13 protein-coding genes are annotated in these 16,992 nt (G+C 62.3%); 6 read left to right on the forward strand and 7 right to left on the reverse strand.

Annotated features, from left to right (window positions below; all coding sequences use genetic code 11):
- The first annotated feature begins 40 nt into the window (after positions 1-40).
- The 5 genes from mptB to QXK92_RS07120 all read left to right on the forward strand — a co-directional run bounded on the left by mptB (position 41) and on the right by QXK92_RS07120 (position 5,521).
- Complete coding sequence (gene mptB, locus QXK92_RS07100) at positions 41-1,738, forward strand: polyprenol phosphomannose-dependent alpha 1,6 mannosyltransferase MptB (RefSeq protein ID WP_306240970.1); 1,698 nt, start codon at positions 41-43, stop codon at positions 1,736-1,738.
- Positions 1,735-2,676, forward strand: a complete 942-nt coding sequence (locus tag QXK92_RS07105; protein WP_306240971.1) for an ABC transporter ATP-binding protein — start codon at positions 1,735-1,737, stop codon at positions 2,674-2,676. The genes mptB and QXK92_RS07105 overlap by 4 nt, the downstream gene beginning before the upstream one ends.
- A 59-nt stretch (positions 2,677-2,735) precedes the next feature.
- Positions 2,736-3,446, forward strand: a complete 711-nt coding sequence (locus QXK92_RS07110; RefSeq protein ID WP_306244246.1) for an ABC transporter permease — start codon at positions 2,736-2,738, stop codon at positions 3,444-3,446.
- A 116-nt stretch (positions 3,447-3,562) separates the two neighbouring features.
- Positions 3,563-4,435: an endonuclease domain-containing protein gene (locus QXK92_RS07115; protein ID WP_306240972.1), complete on the forward strand. Its 873-nt coding sequence runs from the start codon at positions 3,563-3,565 to the stop codon at positions 4,433-4,435.
- Positions 4,436-4,585: 150 nt separating this feature from the next.
- The gene (locus QXK92_RS07120; RefSeq protein ID WP_306244247.1) at positions 4,586-5,521 is read left to right on the forward strand and encodes a heme A synthase; all 936 of its coding nucleotides are present in this window, start codon (positions 4,586-4,588) and stop codon (positions 5,519-5,521) included.
- Here QXK92_RS07120 and QXK92_RS07125 read toward each other — a convergent pair.
- Positions 5,471-6,289, reverse strand: coding sequence for a hypothetical protein (locus QXK92_RS07125; RefSeq protein WP_306240973.1), 819 nt, complete (start codon positions 6,287-6,289; stop codon positions 5,471-5,473). The genes QXK92_RS07120 and QXK92_RS07125 overlap by 51 nt on opposite strands.
- A 19-nt stretch (positions 6,290-6,308) precedes the next feature.
- On the opposite strand from QXK92_RS07125, the gene QXK92_RS07130 reads away from it, so the two are divergent.
- Positions 6,309-7,286, forward strand: coding sequence for a quinone oxidoreductase (locus QXK92_RS07130; RefSeq protein WP_306240975.1), 978 nt, complete (start codon positions 6,309-6,311; stop codon positions 7,284-7,286).
- A 4-nt stretch (positions 7,287-7,290) separates the two neighbouring features.
- Here the strand turns inward: QXK92_RS07130 and QXK92_RS07135 are convergent, their stop codons facing one another.
- The 6 genes from QXK92_RS07135 to QXK92_RS07160 form a co-directional block, all read right to left on the reverse strand.
- Complete coding sequence (locus QXK92_RS07135; RefSeq protein WP_306240976.1) at positions 7,291-8,148, reverse strand: ABC transporter permease; 858 nt, start codon at positions 8,146-8,148, stop codon at positions 7,291-7,293.
- Entirely contained in the window at positions 8,145-9,110 is a 966-nt protein-coding gene (locus QXK92_RS07140; protein ID WP_306244248.1) for an ATP-binding cassette domain-containing protein, read from the reverse strand. The genes QXK92_RS07135 and QXK92_RS07140 overlap by 4 nt, the downstream gene beginning before the upstream one ends.
- A 362-nt stretch (positions 9,111-9,472) precedes the next feature.
- Positions 9,473-12,397, reverse strand: a complete 2,925-nt coding sequence (locus QXK92_RS07145) for an RND family transporter (protein WP_306240977.1) — start codon at positions 12,395-12,397, stop codon at positions 9,473-9,475.
- A gap of 274 nt (positions 12,398-12,671) precedes the next feature.
- A complete protein-coding gene (locus tag QXK92_RS07150; RefSeq protein WP_306240978.1) occupies positions 12,672-12,887 on the reverse strand; it encodes an MbtH family protein in 216 nt (71 codons plus the stop codon).
- A gap of 123 nt (positions 12,888-13,010) precedes the next feature.
- The gene (locus tag QXK92_RS07155) at positions 13,011-15,962 is read right to left on the reverse strand and encodes an RND family transporter (protein ID WP_306240980.1); all 2,952 of its coding nucleotides are present in this window, start codon (positions 15,960-15,962) and stop codon (positions 13,011-13,013) included.
- On the reverse strand, positions 15,959-16,384 hold the full coding sequence (locus QXK92_RS07160; RefSeq protein WP_306240981.1) for an MmpS family transport accessory protein: 426 nt from the start codon (positions 16,382-16,384) through the stop codon (positions 15,959-15,961). The genes QXK92_RS07155 and QXK92_RS07160 overlap by 4 nt, the downstream gene beginning before the upstream one ends.
- Between the last annotated feature and the right edge of the window lie 608 nt (positions 16,385-16,992).

The raw sequence follows: 16,992 nt of genomic DNA on the forward strand, positions 1-16,992 counted from the left end.
ATTTTGCGACCGGCATCGTCGCCGGGGCTAGTCTGCTCTGATGGCAGCCCGCCACCACACCCTGAGCTCGTCGATCGCCAGTCTGCACGGCGACGAGCAGACGGTGGGCAAGCCGCTCAACGCCGCCGAGTTCACCGCGATGAAGCGGACCCGGCTGTTCGGCGCAACCGGCACGGTGCTGATGGCGATCGGGGCCCTGGGCGACGGCGCCAGGCCGGTGGTCCAGGATCCGACCTTCGGCGTGCGTCTGCTGAATCTGCCGTCGCGCATCCAGACGGTGTCGCTGACCATGACCACCACCGGCGCGGTGATGATGGCGCTGGCCTGGCTGATGCTCGGGCGGTTCGCGTCCGGCAAGCGCCGGATGTCGCGCGGCGAACTGGACCGCACGCTGGTGTTGTGGATGCTGCCGCTGTTGATCGCACCACCGATGTACAGCAAGGACGTCTATTCCTATTTGGCCCAGAGCCAGATCTCACTGGAAGGACTCGACCCCTACCGGGTGGGGCCGGCGTCCGGCCTGGGCCTGGGGCATGTGTTCACGCTGTCGGTGCCAAGCCTCTGGCGAGAGACGCCGGCGCCCTACGGCCCGCTGTTCCTGTGGATCGGGCGTGGCATCTCGGGTCTCACCGGGGAGAACATCGTCGCCGCCGTGCTGTGTCACCGACTGGTGGTGCTGTGCGGTGTCGCGTTGATCGTGTGGGCGACGCCCCGACTGGCCCGCCGGTGCGGAGTCGCCGAGGTCAGCGCACTGTGGCTCGGCGCGGCCAATCCGCTGCTGTTCATGCACCTGGTCGCCGGTATCCACAATGAGGCGCTGATGCTGGGGCTGATGCTGACGGGTGCGGAGTTCGCGTTGCGCGGCCTGGACGGACAGCGGTCGGATCGCCTTATGCCTCAGTCGTGGCGGATCGGCCCGGACTGGCAACCCCTGGGGCTCCTGCTGGGCGGTTCGATCCTCATTGTGCTCTCGTCGCAGGTGAAGCTGCCGTCGCTGCTGGCGCTGGGATTCGTCACCATGGCACTGGCCTACCGGCTCGGCAGCACGGTGAAGTCCTTCTTGCTGTCGGGCACCGCAATGGCGGCGTTGACGCTGGCGGTGATGGGCCTGGTCGGCTGGGCCAGCGGGCTGGGCTTCGGCTGGATTTTCACCCTCGGCACCGCCAATGTGGTGCGCAGCTGGATGTCGCCGCCGACGCTGTTGGCACTCGGCACCGGACAGGTGGGCATTCTGCTCGGCCTAGGCGATCACACCACCGCCATCTTGTCGCTGACCCGTGCGATCGGCGTGCTGATCATCATGGTCATGGTCTGCTGGCTGCTGTTGGCGGTGTTCCGCGGTCGGCTGCACCCGATCGGCGGCCTGGGGGTTGCGCTGGGCCTCACGGTGCTGCTGTTCCCGGTCGTCCAGCCCTGGTACCTGCTGTGGGCCATCATCCCGCTCGCCGCCTGGGCCACCCGGACGAAATTCCGGGCAGCGGCGATCATCGTCACCCTCATTGTCGGCATCTTCGGCCCGACCGCCAATGGCGACCGCTTCGCGCTGTTCCAGATCGTCGACGCGACCTTGGCCAGTGCCTTCATCGTCGTCGTGCTCATCGCATTGACCTATCACCGGCTACCGTGGCAGCCCCTTCCGGAGGAAACCGTCGAACCGGAGCCCTCGGTGACACCCGTCACTGCGACGCCCACCCCTTCCCCCGCGGCGGCGCCGGACGCCTACGCTGACTCCACGTGAGCTCCATCCCCCACGACCGCGATATCGCGGTACGACTGCGCGGGGTATGCAAGCAGTACGGATCCGTGAAGGCCGTTTCGAGCCTCGATCTCGAGGTGCATGCCGCCGAGGTGTTCGCGCTGCTGGGTCCCAACGGCGCCGGAAAGACGACCACCGTCGAGATGTGCGAGGGCTTCATTCGCCCCGACTCCGGCAGCATCGAGGTGCTCGGATTGGACCCGATCGCCGACAACGCGCGCCTGCGCCCCCGCATCGGGGTGATGTTGCAGGGCGGCGGCGGTTACCCGGCAGCCCGCGCCGGCGAAATGCTGAACCTGGTGGCGTCCTACGCGGCCGATCCGCTGGACCCGAAGTGGCTGCTGGAAACCCTCGGCCTCACCGAAGCCGCGCGTACGACGTACCGGCGCCTCTCCGGTGGCCAGCAGCAACGCCTCGCGTTGGCGTGTGCACTGGTCGGACGGCCCGAGCTGGTTTTCCTCGACGAACCCACCGCGGGCATGGACGCCCACGCCCGGCTGCTGGTGTGGGAGCTGATTGACGCGCTGCGCCGCGACGGCGTCACGGTGGTGCTGACCACCCACCAGCTCAAAGAGGCCGAGGAACTGGCCGATCGGCTGGTGATCATCGACAACGGAACGACAGTCGCCGCGGGGACGCCGGCGGAGCTGATGCGCAGCGGCGCCAAGGACCAGCTGCGGTTCAGCGCACCGCCGCGCCTTGACCTTTCGTTGCTGACCGCTGCGTTGCCCGAGGGATACCGGGCTAGCGAGGTGTCACCCGGCGAGTACCTCGTCGAAGGCGCGGTCGGCCCGCAGGTGCTGGCGACGGTGACGGCATGGTGCGCCCGAATCGACGTCCTGGCCACCGACCTGCGCGTCGAACAGCGCAGCCTGGAGGACGTCTTCCTCGATCTGACCGGCAGGAGTCTGCGATCGTGAGCGACGTCTTCCCGCCCGGCACCTTCACCCCGGACCCGCGTCCCAGTGCCGTACCCCGCATGCTGGCCGCGCAGTTCAGCCTGGAGGCCAAGCTGCTGCTACGCAACGGCGAGCAGTTGCTCTTGACGATGTTCATCCCGATCACGCTGCTGATCGGACTCACCCTGCTGCCCTTCGGATCATTCGGCGAGCATCGCGCCGCGGTGTTCACGCCGGCGATCATGGCGCTCGCGGTGATCTCTACCGCCTTCACCGGCCAGGCGATCGCCGTCGCGTTCGACCGGCGCTACGGCGCATTGAAGCGGCTCGGGGCGACTCCGCTGCCAGTGTGGGGAATCATCGCCGGCAAGGCTCTGGCGGTGGTGTTCACCGTCTTCCTGCAGTCAATTGTCCTGGGCGCCATCGGTTTTGCTTTGGGCTGGCGACCGCCGCTGGCGGCGCTGGCACTCGGTGGCGCAGTGATCGCGCTGGGCACTGCCGGGTTCGCGGCACTGGGCCTGCTGCTCGGTGGCACCCTGCGCGCCGAGATCGTGCTCGCGCTGGCCAACCTGTTGTGGTTCGCCTTCGCCGGGTTCGGCGCGCTGACCCTGGAGACGGGCATGATCCCGTCCGGAGTGAAATGGGCCGCGCGGCTGACACCGTCGGGCGCGCTGACCGAGTCGCTGTCGCAGGCCATGAACCTCTCGGTGGACTGGTTCGGGCTGGCGGTGCTCGCAGTGTGGGGCGGTGTGGGCGCGCTGGCCGCACGACGCTTTTTCCGCTTCACCTGACCTCCCGGCCGCGACACTGCCACCAGGGACACGACACGCCGTCGCAGGTGTGCGTGGCTTCAATCTCGCGGGACCTCGAAGGAACCGGAGCAACGTCCACGCACATCCAAGCCCGTATGGATCGAATGTGCATTGGCAGCGAGGCGTTGCGGCAGGGAAAAGTCAGCCGGTACCAACTACGAACGCAGTACCGGGCGATCTACCCCGACGTCTACGTGGCACGCGACACGCAACTTTCGTTACGCGTTCGCTCGGCTGCGGCATGGTTATGGACCGGTCGCCGCGGGACCCTGGCCGGGTTGACCGCTGCGGCGTTGCACGGCTCGGACTGGATCGACGAGGACGAAGCCGTCGAATTGTTGTGGCGCAATCCTCGGCCGCCCACCGGAATAATCACCCGCAATGACCGGGTGGGCATTGACGAAGTCACCCGGATTGCGGGTTTGCCCGTGACCACATCTGCCCGCACGGCGTTCGACCTGGGGCGGCAACTGACCGCCGCCGATGCGATCGCCCGTCTCGACGCATTGATGCGCGCAACACCGTTCTCCACAGCAACGACGTTGATGCTGAGCACGCGATACGCCGGAGCCCGCGGCGTGCGACAGCTCAGAACGCTGCTTCCCAAGATCGACCCGGGTGCCGCATCACCGAAGGAGACATGGCTCCGGATGCTGCTGGTCGACGCTGGACTGCCCACACCGGAGACCCAGATTCCTGTCGTCGTCAATTACCGGACAGTGGCCCTGCTCGACATGGGATGGGAGCGATTCAACGTCGCCGTCGAATACGACGGCGACCAGCACCGCACCGACCGGCGCCAATACGTGCGTGACGTGCGCAGATTGAAGGAGCTTGGCGACCTCGGCTGGATCGTCATCCGGGTGATCGCCGAGGATCGACCCGACCAGATTGTGCGGCAGGTAGCCGCGGCACTGCAGGCCCGCGGCTACCGCAACACTGAAGGCCCGCGGCTGCCGCGACACTGACGCCACGTACACGACGCGCCGTCGCGGGAGTGCTTAGCGTCAATCTCGCCGCAGATAGCGCGAGAGCCCGCCGCTATGAGCGCGAGGCCCAGTTCTACTACGTGACGTAGTGGTCGTTACGATCGGGCGGTGGCCGTCGGACGATCGCTGATGCGGTTGGTGGACCTGCTCCCCAACCCCAGCCTGCGTGTCCAGCGCATTATCGCGGCACTCGTCATCCTCACACAGGGCGGCATCGCGGTCACCGGGGCGATCGTGCGGGTCACCGCCTCGGGGCTGGGCTGCCCTACCTGGCCGCAGTGTTTCCCCGGCAGCTTCACCCCGGTCGCGGTATCCGAGGTACCGCGCATCCATCAGGCCGTCGAGTTCGGCAATCGCATGATCACCTTCGCGGTCGTCATCACCGCAGCGCTGGCCGTATTGGCGGTCACCCGGGCCCGCCGGCGCAAAGAGGTGCTGTTCTACGCCTGGCTGATGCCCGCCTCGACCGTCGTACAGGCCGTGATCGGCGGCATCACCGTGCGCACCGGGCTGCTGTGGTGGACGGTGGCGATCCACCTGTTGGCGTCGATGACGATGGTGTGGTTGTCCGTATTGCTGTTCGTCAAGGTCGGTGAGCCGGACGACGGCGAGGTACACCAGCGGGTCGCCAGGCCGTTGCGGTTGCTGACGGCGCTGAGCGCGATGAACCTGTCGGTGGTGCTGGTCACCGGCACTCTGGTAACCGCGGCCGGACCGCACGCGGGCGACAAGAGCCCGAGCCGGACGGTCCCGCGGCTCAAAATCGAGATCAATACCCTGGTGCACGCACACTCGTCACTGCTGGTTTCGTATCTGTCGCTGCTGATCGGCCTGGCCTTCGGGTTGTGGGCCGTACAGGCCGACCGCGTGGTGCTGAAGCGGCTCGGCGTACTGGCAGCACTCGTTGTCGCGCAGGCCGGGGTGGGCACCGCGCAGTACTACACGGGGGTGCCCGCCGTGCTGGTGGCGCTCCACGTGGCGGGGGCCGCCGCCTGTACCGCTGCCACCGCGGCGCTATGGGCGTCGATGCGAGAAAGGGCCCAGCCCGAAGCGCTCCAGGGCTGACTCGACCCCCAGAGCGAACTCGCGCTGGGCGAGGCCCCGCGTTTCGGCGTCCAGTCGCAGCCACCCAAGCGACGGGTCGATCAGCTGCAACTCCAGCAGTCGCTGGCCGGCCAGGTGGGCCCGCGCATACAGCACCTCCCCCGGTGCGGCTGCCACCGCGGCTGCTCCCACATCCCACAGTTCGAAGTCCGCCTCCCCCTGATGAAGGCCGCCGTCCTGCGCGGTGAACGCGTGTGAGGGCTTCCCCCCGACGAAGATGAGCACCGTTTCCGGCTCGCCGCCGGCTACTTGCACGAACACACTCTCATCGCACCCGTTGATGTACGCCTCGGCGTCCAACCGGTCGGTGAAGCGCCTCAGCCCGGCGCCGGCCGCGGCACCGACGTAAACGGGGCCGTCAGACGGTAGCCGGACGGGTTGGCCGGGCTGGTGGACCTGATGCGGCACGGTCGGTACCGCCTGCAGCGCAAGGTCGTCCAGATAGCTGCGCCGGGCGTTCCAAGCGACGACGGACGGCGGGTTCAGCAGGTGCTGCACGCTGGTGGTCCAGGCGAGGAATTCGTCGAGCCGGGCGGCGTAGTCGCCGGCGTCCCGCAGGATCACCAGGTGTGCGTCGGTGACCTGCGGGTCGTCCCAGGCCAGCCACCGCGCGTGCAGGCCGCGGGTGCGCAACGCGGCCACCAATCCGGCGTCGTCTCCGGCGGCACGCTGCGCACCGCCGGCAAGCACGATGCGCGGATGGAAGGTGTCCGGTCGGGCTAGCTTCATGCCCGGGCATGATATCGGCATGCATGCGATCGAAGTCAGCGAAGCCGGCGGCCCTGAAGTCCTGAACTACCACGACATCTCCGACCCTCAACCGGGTCCGGGCGAGCTGCTGATCCGCTCCGAAGCGATCGGCGTCAACTTCATCGACACCTACTTCCGCTCCGGGCAGTACCCACGCCCGCTCCCGTTCGTCCTGGGTTCGGAGGTGTGCGGCACCGTGGTGGCGGTAGGCCCGGACACCGCAGGTGACATCGGCGTCGGGGACCGGGTGGTGAGCGCCTCGGCCAACGGTTCCTACGCCGAATCATGCACTGCGCCAGCATTTTTGACAGCCAAAGTGCCCGACGGCATCAGCTCGGAAGTGGCCGCGTCGGCCCTGTTGAAGGGTCTGACGGCGCAGTACCTGGTGAAGTCGGTGTATCCGGTGCAGCGCGGTGACGCCGTGCTGGTGCACGCCGGCGCCGGAGGCGTCGGGCTGATTCTGACGCAGTGGGCGACTCACCTGGGGGCACGGGTCATCACCACGGTGTCGACGCCCGAGAAGGAACGGCTGTCCCGGGAGGCGGGCGCCGCCGAGGTGCTGGCCTACCCCACCGACGCTTACCAGTTCGGCCAGCAGATTCGTGGTCTCACCGACGGCGCCGGGGTGGCCGCGGTCTACGACGGCGTGGGTGCCAGTACCTTCGACGCCAGCCTGGCCAGCCTGGCCGTCCGCGGGACGCTGGCCCTGTTCGGCGCGGCGAGCGGGCCCGTTCCGCCGTTCGACCCGCAGCAACTGAACTACGCCGGATCGGTGTACCTCACCCGGCCCTCGCTGGCCCACTTCATCCGTACCGGCGAGGAGTTCAGCGGGCGGGCCACCGAGCTATTCGACGCGATCGGCAGCGGGGCCGTTCGGGTCGAGATCGGCGGGACTTATCCCCTGGCCGAAGCCGCGCGTGCCCACACCGACCTGGAGGGCCGCAAGACCACCGGCTCGATCGTGTTGCTGCCCTAACTGCCTATTGAGAGGTGCGGCGCACGTACGCGCGAACGGCCATCGGCGCTAACACTACGGCGAAAGTGACGGAGTAGATCAGCGTGAACAGCGCTGGGTGGTGCATCGGTAATTGTGCGCTCGGCGGCGCAGGCGGAGCGTGCGTCGTGAGTTCACGCAGGGCCTGAGAAGCAGCGGATAGCGGGTTCCACTCGGCGATCACACGCAGCACGTGCGGCATCGGCTGTGTCGGCGCGAAGGCATTCGACAGTGCGATGACTGGCAGTGTGATTAGGAACGTTATCGTGCCTATTCCCTCGACTGTCTTCATCAACAGTCCGACGGCCATTCCGAGCCACATAAAGCCCAGACCGAACGTCAGCACCAACCCTAGGGCCAGCGCGGCATCGGCAACGCTGCAGCTGAACCGCCAACCGACAAGAAATCCGACCAGACCGATGACGACATACCCGATCATTGAATAGAGCAACGCAATCAGACCGCGTGCGATGAGCGGCGAATAATTGGAAATCGGAAGCGATCGAAATCTTATGAAGATGCAATTTTCGAGATCAAAGGAAATTGCAGCACCGACAATTACTATTGTGGAGACAATGGCTTGTGCCTGAATTCCGGGCAACAGAAATTCGCGGTAACGCGGCACCAGATCCGCGCTGATCGACCGGCCCACGACAAAAGTAAAGAACAGCACGAAAGCAACCGGCTGCAGCAGCAATTGCAGGAGTGTCTCGGGCTTCCGCCTGACCCTGATCAGGTGCCGCTTCAACATAACCGATATCTGCCGCGCGATACCAGAGCCGTGCCCATCAGAGTAATGCACAGATTGGGGATGAGTTGTGGATGCATCCCGCACAATAGTCATGCCGTCTTACCTTCCCAGGAGCCGGTGCAACGTCGGGTCAGCGCGATGAACACTTCATCAAGAGTCGGCCGCGAAAGCCGGATGTCCTCGATCCGAATCCCGCTGTGATGCAATGCTTTAGCGATTTCAGAAAGGTCCGCCAAACCGTCAGAGGTCACCATCAGTCGCCGGGCGTTTGCGTCGATAAGGACCTCCGCAGCACTCCTCCGCAACACCGCCTCGACCGGTGCGAGATCACTCGCATGAGAAACGGTTACAACCACATTCGCTTCCCCGGCTTGTTGCTTGAGCTCGAACGGTGAGCCCTGCGCGATGACCCTGCCGTTGTCTATAACGACGATATTGTCGGCGAGCCGATCGGCTTCCTCGAGGTACTGGGTAGTTACGACCAAGGTCAGTCCATCATCGACGAGACTGCGCAACAGCTTCCACAACTCGACGCGACTGTGCGGATCCAGCCCGGCAGATGGCTCATCGAGGAACAGCACCTGCGGCCGCGCAAGCAGGCTCACCGCGATATCGAATCGACGGCGCATACCCCCGGAGTAGGAATCAACACGCCTATCGGCAATTTCAGCGACGGAGAATTGTTCCAAAAGCTCATCACTTAAGCGCGTCAACTCTTTTCGCCGAAATCCGTACAAGCTGCCAATCATGTCGATATTCTCGCGGCCCGTTAGTAGCCCATCGAGAGTTGCTTCCTGGCAAGCCAATCCGATTTTTCTGCGGACCATGTCGGGAGCCATGCACACATCGTGGCCAGCGACGCGTGCGGTACCGCTCGTCGGGCGCGTCAACGTGGTCAGCAACTTCATTGTCGTGGTCTTGCCGGCACCGTTGGGTCCAAGCAGGCCCAAAACACCACCTTGCGGCACAGTGAAGCTGACGCCGTCGACAGCTGTGACGTGACCGTACCTCTTACCGAGGTCGATCACTTCCACTGCCGGATCGGACCGCAACATAAGCTTCTCCTTTGCAGCGTTCTGGATCAGCAGCGCTATCACTGTTTCGCACTATTCTTTGGTCCTACTAATTTACTCGAATAATCAGATAACTGGATGCACAAGAATCAAGGTCGAAAAGTGTGTCTATCTGTAGACGAAAATATCTATGATGCGACGTTTACGTTTCAAAATATCGGGTCATCCGCTCGCCACGAACAACTGGTACTACGCCGGTGCCGGCACATGGACGCCGAGTCGCCGGGCGTATCACCGAAAGCCGGGGAAATCAGCGCCTCCAACGAAACTCACGTGGGTCGGGCCGAGCTACCCCCGGATGTATTCGCTCGAAGCTGCAGAGAAAGTCGCATAAAACTTCCGAATCACGCCGACGAGGTGACGAGGTTGTCGGTGGCGGGTTGCGACGGTGCGGAAGTGGGTGCAGGTCTCGGCCAGGGTTGCGGGGCGGGGCGGGGGCGTACGCGTTGTGGCCACCAGAACCAGCGTCCGAGCAGTACGGCGATCGAGGGTGTGATCAGTGCGCGCACGATCAGGGTGTCAAAGAGCAGGCCCAGGCCGATGGTGGTGCCGATCTGGGCGATGGTGGTCAGTTCGCTGACGGCCATCGAGATCATGGTGAAGGCGAATACCAGGCCTGCGGAGGTGACTACCGATCCGGTGGCGCCCAGGGTGCGGATGATCGCCGTGCTGATGCCGGCGTGAATTTCTTCTTTCAGCCGCGAGACCAGCAACAAGTTGTAGTCGGCACCGACCGCCAGCAACACGATCACCGACATCGACAGAACCAGCCAGTTCAAGTCGATGCCCAGCAGGTGTTGCCACAGCAGCACCGACAACCCCAATGAGGCACCCAGTGAAGCCGCCACGGTGCCCACGATCACCAAGGCCGCGATCGCGCTGCGGGTGATGACGAGCATGATGATGAAAATCAAGCTCAACGCTGCGATGGCGGCGATCAACAAGTCATAGTCATTGCCGTCGTTGATGTCCTTGACGGTGGCGGCGGTGCCGGCGAGATAGATCTTGGCGCCTTCCAACGGGGTGCCCTTGATCGCCTCAGTAGCCGCCCGCTTGATCGCCTGCGTACTGGCCATCCCCTCCGGACTCATCGGATCACTTTGATGGGAAATGATGAACCGTACGGACTTGCCATCCGGAGAAATAAAATTCTTCATGGCCCGCTGGAAGTTCTCATTCTTGAATACTTCCGGGGGCAGGTAGAACGAGTCGTCGTTCATCGAGGCATCGAACGCCTTCCCCATGGCATTGGTGTTGTCCATGGTGGCGGCCATCTGATCCAGCATCCCCTTCTGGGAGGCATACATCGTCAGCGTCAGTGCTTTCATGTCCCGTACGGCCTGGGTCATCTGGGGCATCAGGGCCACCATCTGGGGCAGCAGCACATCCAGTCGATCCATTTCCGGAATGATCTGCTGCAGATCTCCGGTCAGCACGTCTACTCCATCAATGGCGTCAAAGATCGACCGCAGCGACCAACACACCGGAATATTGGCGCAGTGTTTCTCCCAATAAAAATAGCTGCGGATCGGCCGGAACGTATCCTCGAAATTCGCCACCGCGTCACGCAGTTCTTCGACGTCCGCCAGCATTGCATGAGTTTTCAGCACCAACCGGTGCGTGGCCGCAGCCATCTCAGCAGCGAGGCGGGTCATCTGCTCCATCGTGTCGATACTGGTTTGCATCTCGTCGGCCTGCGTCAACAGATCGGCCATCCGCTGCTGCTGATAAGGCTGATCAAGCTGCATCATGGAGCCTTGCATTCCGATCATGAACGGAATCGAGGTGTGCTTGATCGGTTTACCGTCCGGGCGGGTGATCACCTGAACCCGGGAAATCCCCTCCACCCGAAACAACGCCTTGGCGATCTTGTCGATTACCAACAAATCCGCGGAGTTCCGCAGATCATGACTCGATTCCACCAACAACACATCCGGATTCATCCGGGCCGCACCGAAACCCCGCTCCGCCGCCGCATACCCGAGATTGGCCGGCAGATCTTTCGGCAGATAATTTCGGTCGTTGAAATTCGGCCGATAACCCGGCAACGCCAACAACCCCACCAACGACAACGCACCGGCCCCGATCAGGATCGGACCCGGCCAGCGCGCAATCGCCGCACCCAGCTTGCGCCACCGACGCACCCGCAACTGCCGCCGCGGCTCCAACACCGCGCCAAACCGGCCAGCCACCGCAACAACCGCCGGCCCCAACGTCAACGCCGCCAAAACCCCCACCGTCATGCCCACCGCCAAGGGAACACCCAGCGTCTGCAAATACGGCAAACGAGTAAAACTCAAACACAACATCGCCCCCGCGATCGTCAACCCCGACCCCAACACCACATGCGCAGTCCCACCAAACATCGTGAAATACGCCGACTCACGATCCTGACCCGCCCCGCGCGCCTCCTGATACCGCCCCACCAAAAAAATCGCGTAATCAGTACCCGCCGCAATCACCAACGTCACCAAAACACTGGTGGCAAACGCCGAAAGCCCGATCAGCTCTTGGTAACCGAGTAAAGCGACCACACCCCGGGCCGCCATCAACTGCAGCACCACCATCACCAACACCACCACCACCGTGGTGACCGAACGGTAAACCAACAACAGCATCACCACGATCACCGCAAGGGTCGCCAGCTCGACGGTTTCCAGACTCCGCTTTGCGGCGATCTGCTGATCCACCATCAACGCCGCGGGCCCGGTGACATACGTTTTGACGCCCTTTGGAGCCGCCGTGCTATCGACGATCCGTTGAATGGCCTTAACCGCGCTCAGAGACCGCGCCTGCCCTTGCAGGCCAACGAGATTGACTGCGACATAAGAGAATTTCCCGTCGGCACTCTCTGCGCCTGACTCGGTGATCGGATCGCTCCAATAGTCCCGCACGTTTATCACGTGCTCTTGGTCAGCCCTGAGCTTCGTGACGAGCTGGTCATAGTAGGCGTGAGCATCGTCGCCGAGCGGTTCCTTGCCTTCAAGTACGAGCATTATCGTGCTGTCCGCACCATGCTCGGCGAACAGCTGGTTGATGCGTTTTGCGCCAATTACGGAGGGAGCGTGAACGGCAGAAGTCGACACCGCACGCATTTCCGCGACCACCTCAAGTGGGGGTACGAAGAGGATGAGGACCGCAACGAGAGCTATCCACCCTACGATGATGGGGATCGCGAGCCGGCGAATCATACTCGCGACCAAGAACCGCCTCGAGTGAGGTCCCGCCAGCTTTTTCTGGCCTACTGTCTCCGTCGATGCGGACGTCATCCCACTTTCACCAAACAAGAGGTCCCCGCATCAGGTCCTGACGCGGTTCGCCCCCGCCGGCCGTGCAATGTATAGCGGTATCCACAGAGGTGACTTCGCCTGGGAACCACTCGGGACTCAATATTCGAAGTGGCAGCTGAATTTTGCGAGCAAACATCCAGACATCATCTCCTGAAATATTTTGACAAGGCTAGTGTGGTTGGCGAGCTCGTGGCCATGAGAATAGTAGCCAGCAAAACCCACGCGCAGAGGTGACCGTTAGCTAACCGAGTGATCAGTTGAGGGCTAATCTTTCCTTCAGGCTCTTGGGCCGTATATCCGTCCAGTTCTGGTCCACGTATTCGACGCAGTCAGCGCGACTGGCTTCACCATAAACTACACGCCAGCCGGCTGGAACTTCAGCGAAAGTTGGCCACAAGCTATGCTGCTCCTCGTCGTTAATCAGGACGAAGAACAAGCCGTCCTCATTGTCGAAAGGATTATCGCTCATTTTCTCTCTACTTTCTCCCAATAATCTCAGCGCTGAAAGCTGAGGTTGTCATCGGACTTATTGATTTGTTTGACGAATGCGGCCGCTCTTAGAGCCCGCTGATGCTTCTTACCCTGACCAATTTCACCTCGCTTCCTGATGCTCACGTATTCCAAGCGCGGCCTGCCGGACAGCGGAGTTGTTGCATCTGTGATGGTTGTCCGCAGATTGGGACGGTTCAGGCCAGGCTTGCGGGGCGGGGCGGGGGCGCGCGCGTTGTGGCCACCAGAACCAGCGTCCGAGCAGTACGGCGATCGAGGGTGTGATCAGTGCGCGCACAATCAGGGTGTCAAAGAGCAGGCCCAGGCCGATGGTGGTGCCGATCTGGGCGATGGTGGTCAATTCGCTGACGGCCATCGAGATCATGGTGAAGGCGAATACCAGGCCTGCGGAGGTGACTACCGATCCGGTGGCGCCCAGGGTGCGGATGATTGCGGTGCGGATCCCGGCCTGAATTTCTTCTCTCAGCCGCGAGACCAGCAACAGGTTGTAGTCGGCACCGACCGCCAGCAACACGATCACCGACATCGACAGAACCAGCCAATGGAGCTCGATGCCCAACACGTGTTGCCACAACAGCACCGACAACCCCAATGAGGCACCCAGTGAAGCCGCCACGGTGCCCACGATCACCAAGGCCGCGATCGCGCTGCGGGTGATGACGAGCATGATGATGAAAATCAAGCTCAACGCTGCGATGGCGGCGATCAACAAGTCATAGTCATTGCCGTCGTTGATGTCCTTGATGACAGCGGCGGTGCCGGCGAGATAGATCTTGGCGCCTTCCAACGGGGTGCCCTTGATCGCCTCAGTAGCCGCCCGCTTGATCGCCTGCGTACTGGCCATCCCCTCCGGACTCATCGGATCACTTTGATGGGAAATGATGAACCGCACCGACTTGCCATCCGGAGAAATAAAATTCTTCATGGCCCGCTGAAAATCGGCATTCTGGAGGACTTCTGGGGGCAGATAGAACGAGTCGTCGTTCATCGAGGCATCGAACGCCTCACCCATGGCATTGGTGTTGTCCATGGTGGCGGCCATCTGATCCAGCATCCCTTTCTGGGTGGCATACATCGTCAGGGCCGCGACCTTCATCGCCCGCATTACCTGGGTCATCTGGGGCATTAGGGCCACCATCTGGGGCAGCAGCACATCCAGTCGATCCATTTCCGGAATGATCTGCTGCAGATCTCCGGTCAGCACGTCCACTCCATCAATGGCGTCAAAGATCGACCGCAGCGACCAACACACCGGAATATCGGCGCAGTGTTTCTCCCAATAAAAATAGCTGCGGATCGGCCGGAACGTATCCTCGAAATTCGCCACCGCGTCACGCAGTTCTTCGACGTCCGCCAGCATTGCATGAGTTTTCAGCACCAACCGGTGCGTGGCCGCGGCCATCTCAGCAGTGAGGGTAGTCATCTGCTCCATCGTGTCGATTGTGGTTTGCATCTCGTCGGCCTGCGTCAACAGATCGGCCATGCGCTGCTGCTGATAGGGCTGGTTGAGCTTTATCACCGAGCTTTGCATTCCGATCATGAACGGAATCGAGGTGTGCTTGATCGGTTTACCATCGGGGCGGGTGATCGCCTGAACCCGAGAAATCCCCTCCACCCGAAACAACGCCTTGGCGATCTTGTCGATTACCAACAATTCTGCCGAATTCCGCAGATCATGACCGGACTCGACTAACAACACATCCGGATTCATCCGCGCCGTACCAAAACTCCGTTCCGCCGCCGCATACCCGACATTGGCGGGTGCGCTTTTCGGCAGATAATTACGGTCATTGAAATTCGCCCGATAACCGGGCAACGCCGACAACCCCACCAACGACAACGCACCGGCCCCGATCAGGATCGGACCCGGCCAGCGTGCAATCGCCGCACCCAGCTTGCGCCACCGACGCACCCGCAACTGCCGCCGCGGCTCCAACACCGCGCCAAACCGGCCAGCCACCGCAATCACCGCCGGCCCCAACGTCAACGCCGCCAAAACCCCCACCGTCATGCCCACCGCCAAGGGAACACCCAGCGTCTGCAAATACGGCAAACGAGTAAAACTCAAACACAACATCGCCCCCGCGATCGTCAACCCCGACCCCAACACCACATGCGCAGTCCCACCAAACATCGTGAAATACGCCGACTCACGATCCTGACCCGCCCCGCCCGCCTCCTGATACCGCCCCACCAAAAAAATCGCGTAATCAGTACCCGCCGCAATCACCAACGTCACCAACATGTTTGTCGTGAAGATGGAGAGACCGATTAATTCGTGATAGGCGAGCAGTGCAACCACACCCCGGGCCGCCGCCAACTGCAGCACCACCATCACCAACACCAACACCACCGTGGTGACCGAACGGTAAACCAACAACAGCATCACCACGATCACCGCAAAAGTGACCACCACGATGACCCGCATGCTGCGGTCGCCGGCAAGCTGCTGATCGGCGATCACTACTGCAGGACCCGTCAGGAATGCTTTGAGTCCGCTGGGTCCGGGCGTGCCATGCAGCATCGCCTGCACGGCTTCCACTGATTCATTGGCCAGCGCCTCCCCTTGTGTGCCATTGAGGTACACCTGCGCATAGACAGATCGACCATCATTGCTTTCCGCGCCGGGAGCGGTAAGCGGGTCGCTCCACAAATCCTGCACATACTGCACATGACGGGTGTCCGCTCTCAGTTTGGCGATTAGCTCGTTGTAATACTTGCGGGAGCGGTCACTGAGCGGCGCTGTGTCCTCAATCAGCAGCATTGCCACGCTGTCGGTGTGATGTTCATTGAACATCGCACCCAGTCGTTGTATCGCGATGATGCCGGGAGCTTTGGCCGGACTCAGCGATACCGAGCGGAGATGACCGACGGTTTCCAGTTGCGGAACGAGGATGTTGAGGGCCGCTACGACGCCGATCCAGGCGACAATGATCGCAACCGCATGCCGGCGGACAAAGGAGGCCACAGAATGCGGGACTGTATCGCCGCCCAGACGCTCGTTGCTGACTTTGTGGCCTGGGTGCGAACTCATCCGGCTTTCACCAGGCAAAAGGTTTGTGCACTGGCGCCGGTCGACGTGCGTTCGTCTTTGATCTTGCCGTCGACGAAGATCCGACACCGAATCGTATCGCCGTCGCCCTGGGCCACCAGGATGGGTGCCACTGATGCGGCGACCGCGGTGATAGTGAGCGACCACGGCAGGCTTGTGTTTTTGAGGTCGCGTGGTATGGCTTCAGGGTCGAGGTAGTTGATGTCGGCGTACGTTCCCGAACCAGACACCTCGTAGGTGACTTTCTTTGGATTATGCGGATCGGGATCCTCACCGAAAACCACTGGGGTAACAATTACCGGAGTCGCCCCGAAAAAGGTACGAATACGGGAGACCGCGAAGCCGGAAGCTGCGACGACAACCGCGATTAAGATCGGAATCCATACTCGTTTAATCACGATCATCGCGACATTCCCACCGTCGCAACCAAATCAGCGATTCCAGCATATTTAGCTGTAGAAAAATGCTGTCTACGCGTGTCGCCATTTTGTTGCCAGCGACGTTGTAAAATATGCGGCGCTGCAGAAAAATGCAACCTCACCGAAACCCCGCGCATAAGTCGTTCGGGACGGCAGATTCCCACGCTGCACGCCACCGATCGCAACCGCATGCCTGGCTCCCGATCACGCCGATCCTCGCTTTACTCCAAAAGATCACCACGTAACCCACCAGCCGTCGGTGGAACCTGTGTGCGAAGTGGGTGTACACAGCGGTGCGACCGACGATAGCGGCCTTCTTATACCTTGAACAGCGCGAATACATTTTCCTCTCATTCGAGACGAGACGTACTCACCAACGCCGTGGCAACGGGCCATCGACTACACGTTGCCTGCTTCACTGAGATTCGCGAGCAAGGTCAAAGCGTCTTGCATCCCCCGGCACCGGTCAGTGGGTCAATCGACTACTCAGCCCAGCTGAGAGCATTGACATATGGTCCCGCAGCCTGCGGCGATTCCCCGCCTGAGCACGAATATCTGCCGGCTAGAGGCTCAAAGGACCGAGTGCCTACAGG

The sequence above is a fragment of the Mycobacterium sp. TY815 genome (genome assembly GCF_030755135.1).
Taxonomy (GTDB): domain Bacteria; phylum Actinomycetota; class Actinomycetes; order Mycobacteriales; family Mycobacteriaceae; genus Mycobacterium.

Coding starts and splice junctions, on each gene's coding strand:
- QXK92_RS07155 (WP_306240980.1), bottom strand. CDS start 15,962: ATGAGTTCGCACCCAGGCCACAAAGTCAGCAACGAGCGTCTGGGCGGC.
- QXK92_RS07130 (WP_306240975.1), top strand. CDS start 6,309: ATGCATGCGATCGAAGTCAGCGAAGCCGGCGGCCCTGAAGTCCTGAAC.
- QXK92_RS07135 (WP_306240976.1), bottom strand. CDS start 8,148: ATGACTATTGTGCGGGATGCATCCACAACTCATCCCCAATCTGTGCAT.
- mptB (WP_306240970.1), top strand. CDS start 41: ATGGCAGCCCGCCACCACACCCTGAGCTCGTCGATCGCCAGTCTGCAC.
- QXK92_RS07120 (WP_306244247.1), top strand. CDS start 4,586: ATGCGGTTGGTGGACCTGCTCCCCAACCCCAGCCTGCGTGTCCAGCGC.
- QXK92_RS07115 (WP_306240972.1), top strand. CDS start 3,563: ATGGATCGAATGTGCATTGGCAGCGAGGCGTTGCGGCAGGGAAAAGTC.
- QXK92_RS07160 (WP_306240981.1), bottom strand. CDS start 16,384: ATGATCGTGATTAAACGAGTATGGATTCCGATCTTAATCGCGGTTGTC.
- QXK92_RS07140 (WP_306244248.1), bottom strand. CDS start 9,110: ATGTTGCGGTCCGATCCGGCAGTGGAAGTGATCGACCTCGGTAAGAGG.
- QXK92_RS07145 (WP_306240977.1), bottom strand. CDS start 12,397: ATGACGTCCGCATCGACGGAGACAGTAGGCCAGAAAAAGCTGGCGGGA.
- QXK92_RS07125 (WP_306240973.1), bottom strand. CDS start 6,289: ATGAAGCTAGCCCGACCGGACACCTTCCATCCGCGCATCGTGCTTGCC.
- QXK92_RS07150 (WP_306240978.1), bottom strand. CDS start 12,887: ATGAGCGATAATCCTTTCGACAATGAGGACGGCTTGTTCTTCGTCCTG.
- QXK92_RS07110 (WP_306244246.1), top strand. CDS start 2,736: ATGCTGGCCGCGCAGTTCAGCCTGGAGGCCAAGCTGCTGCTACGCAAC.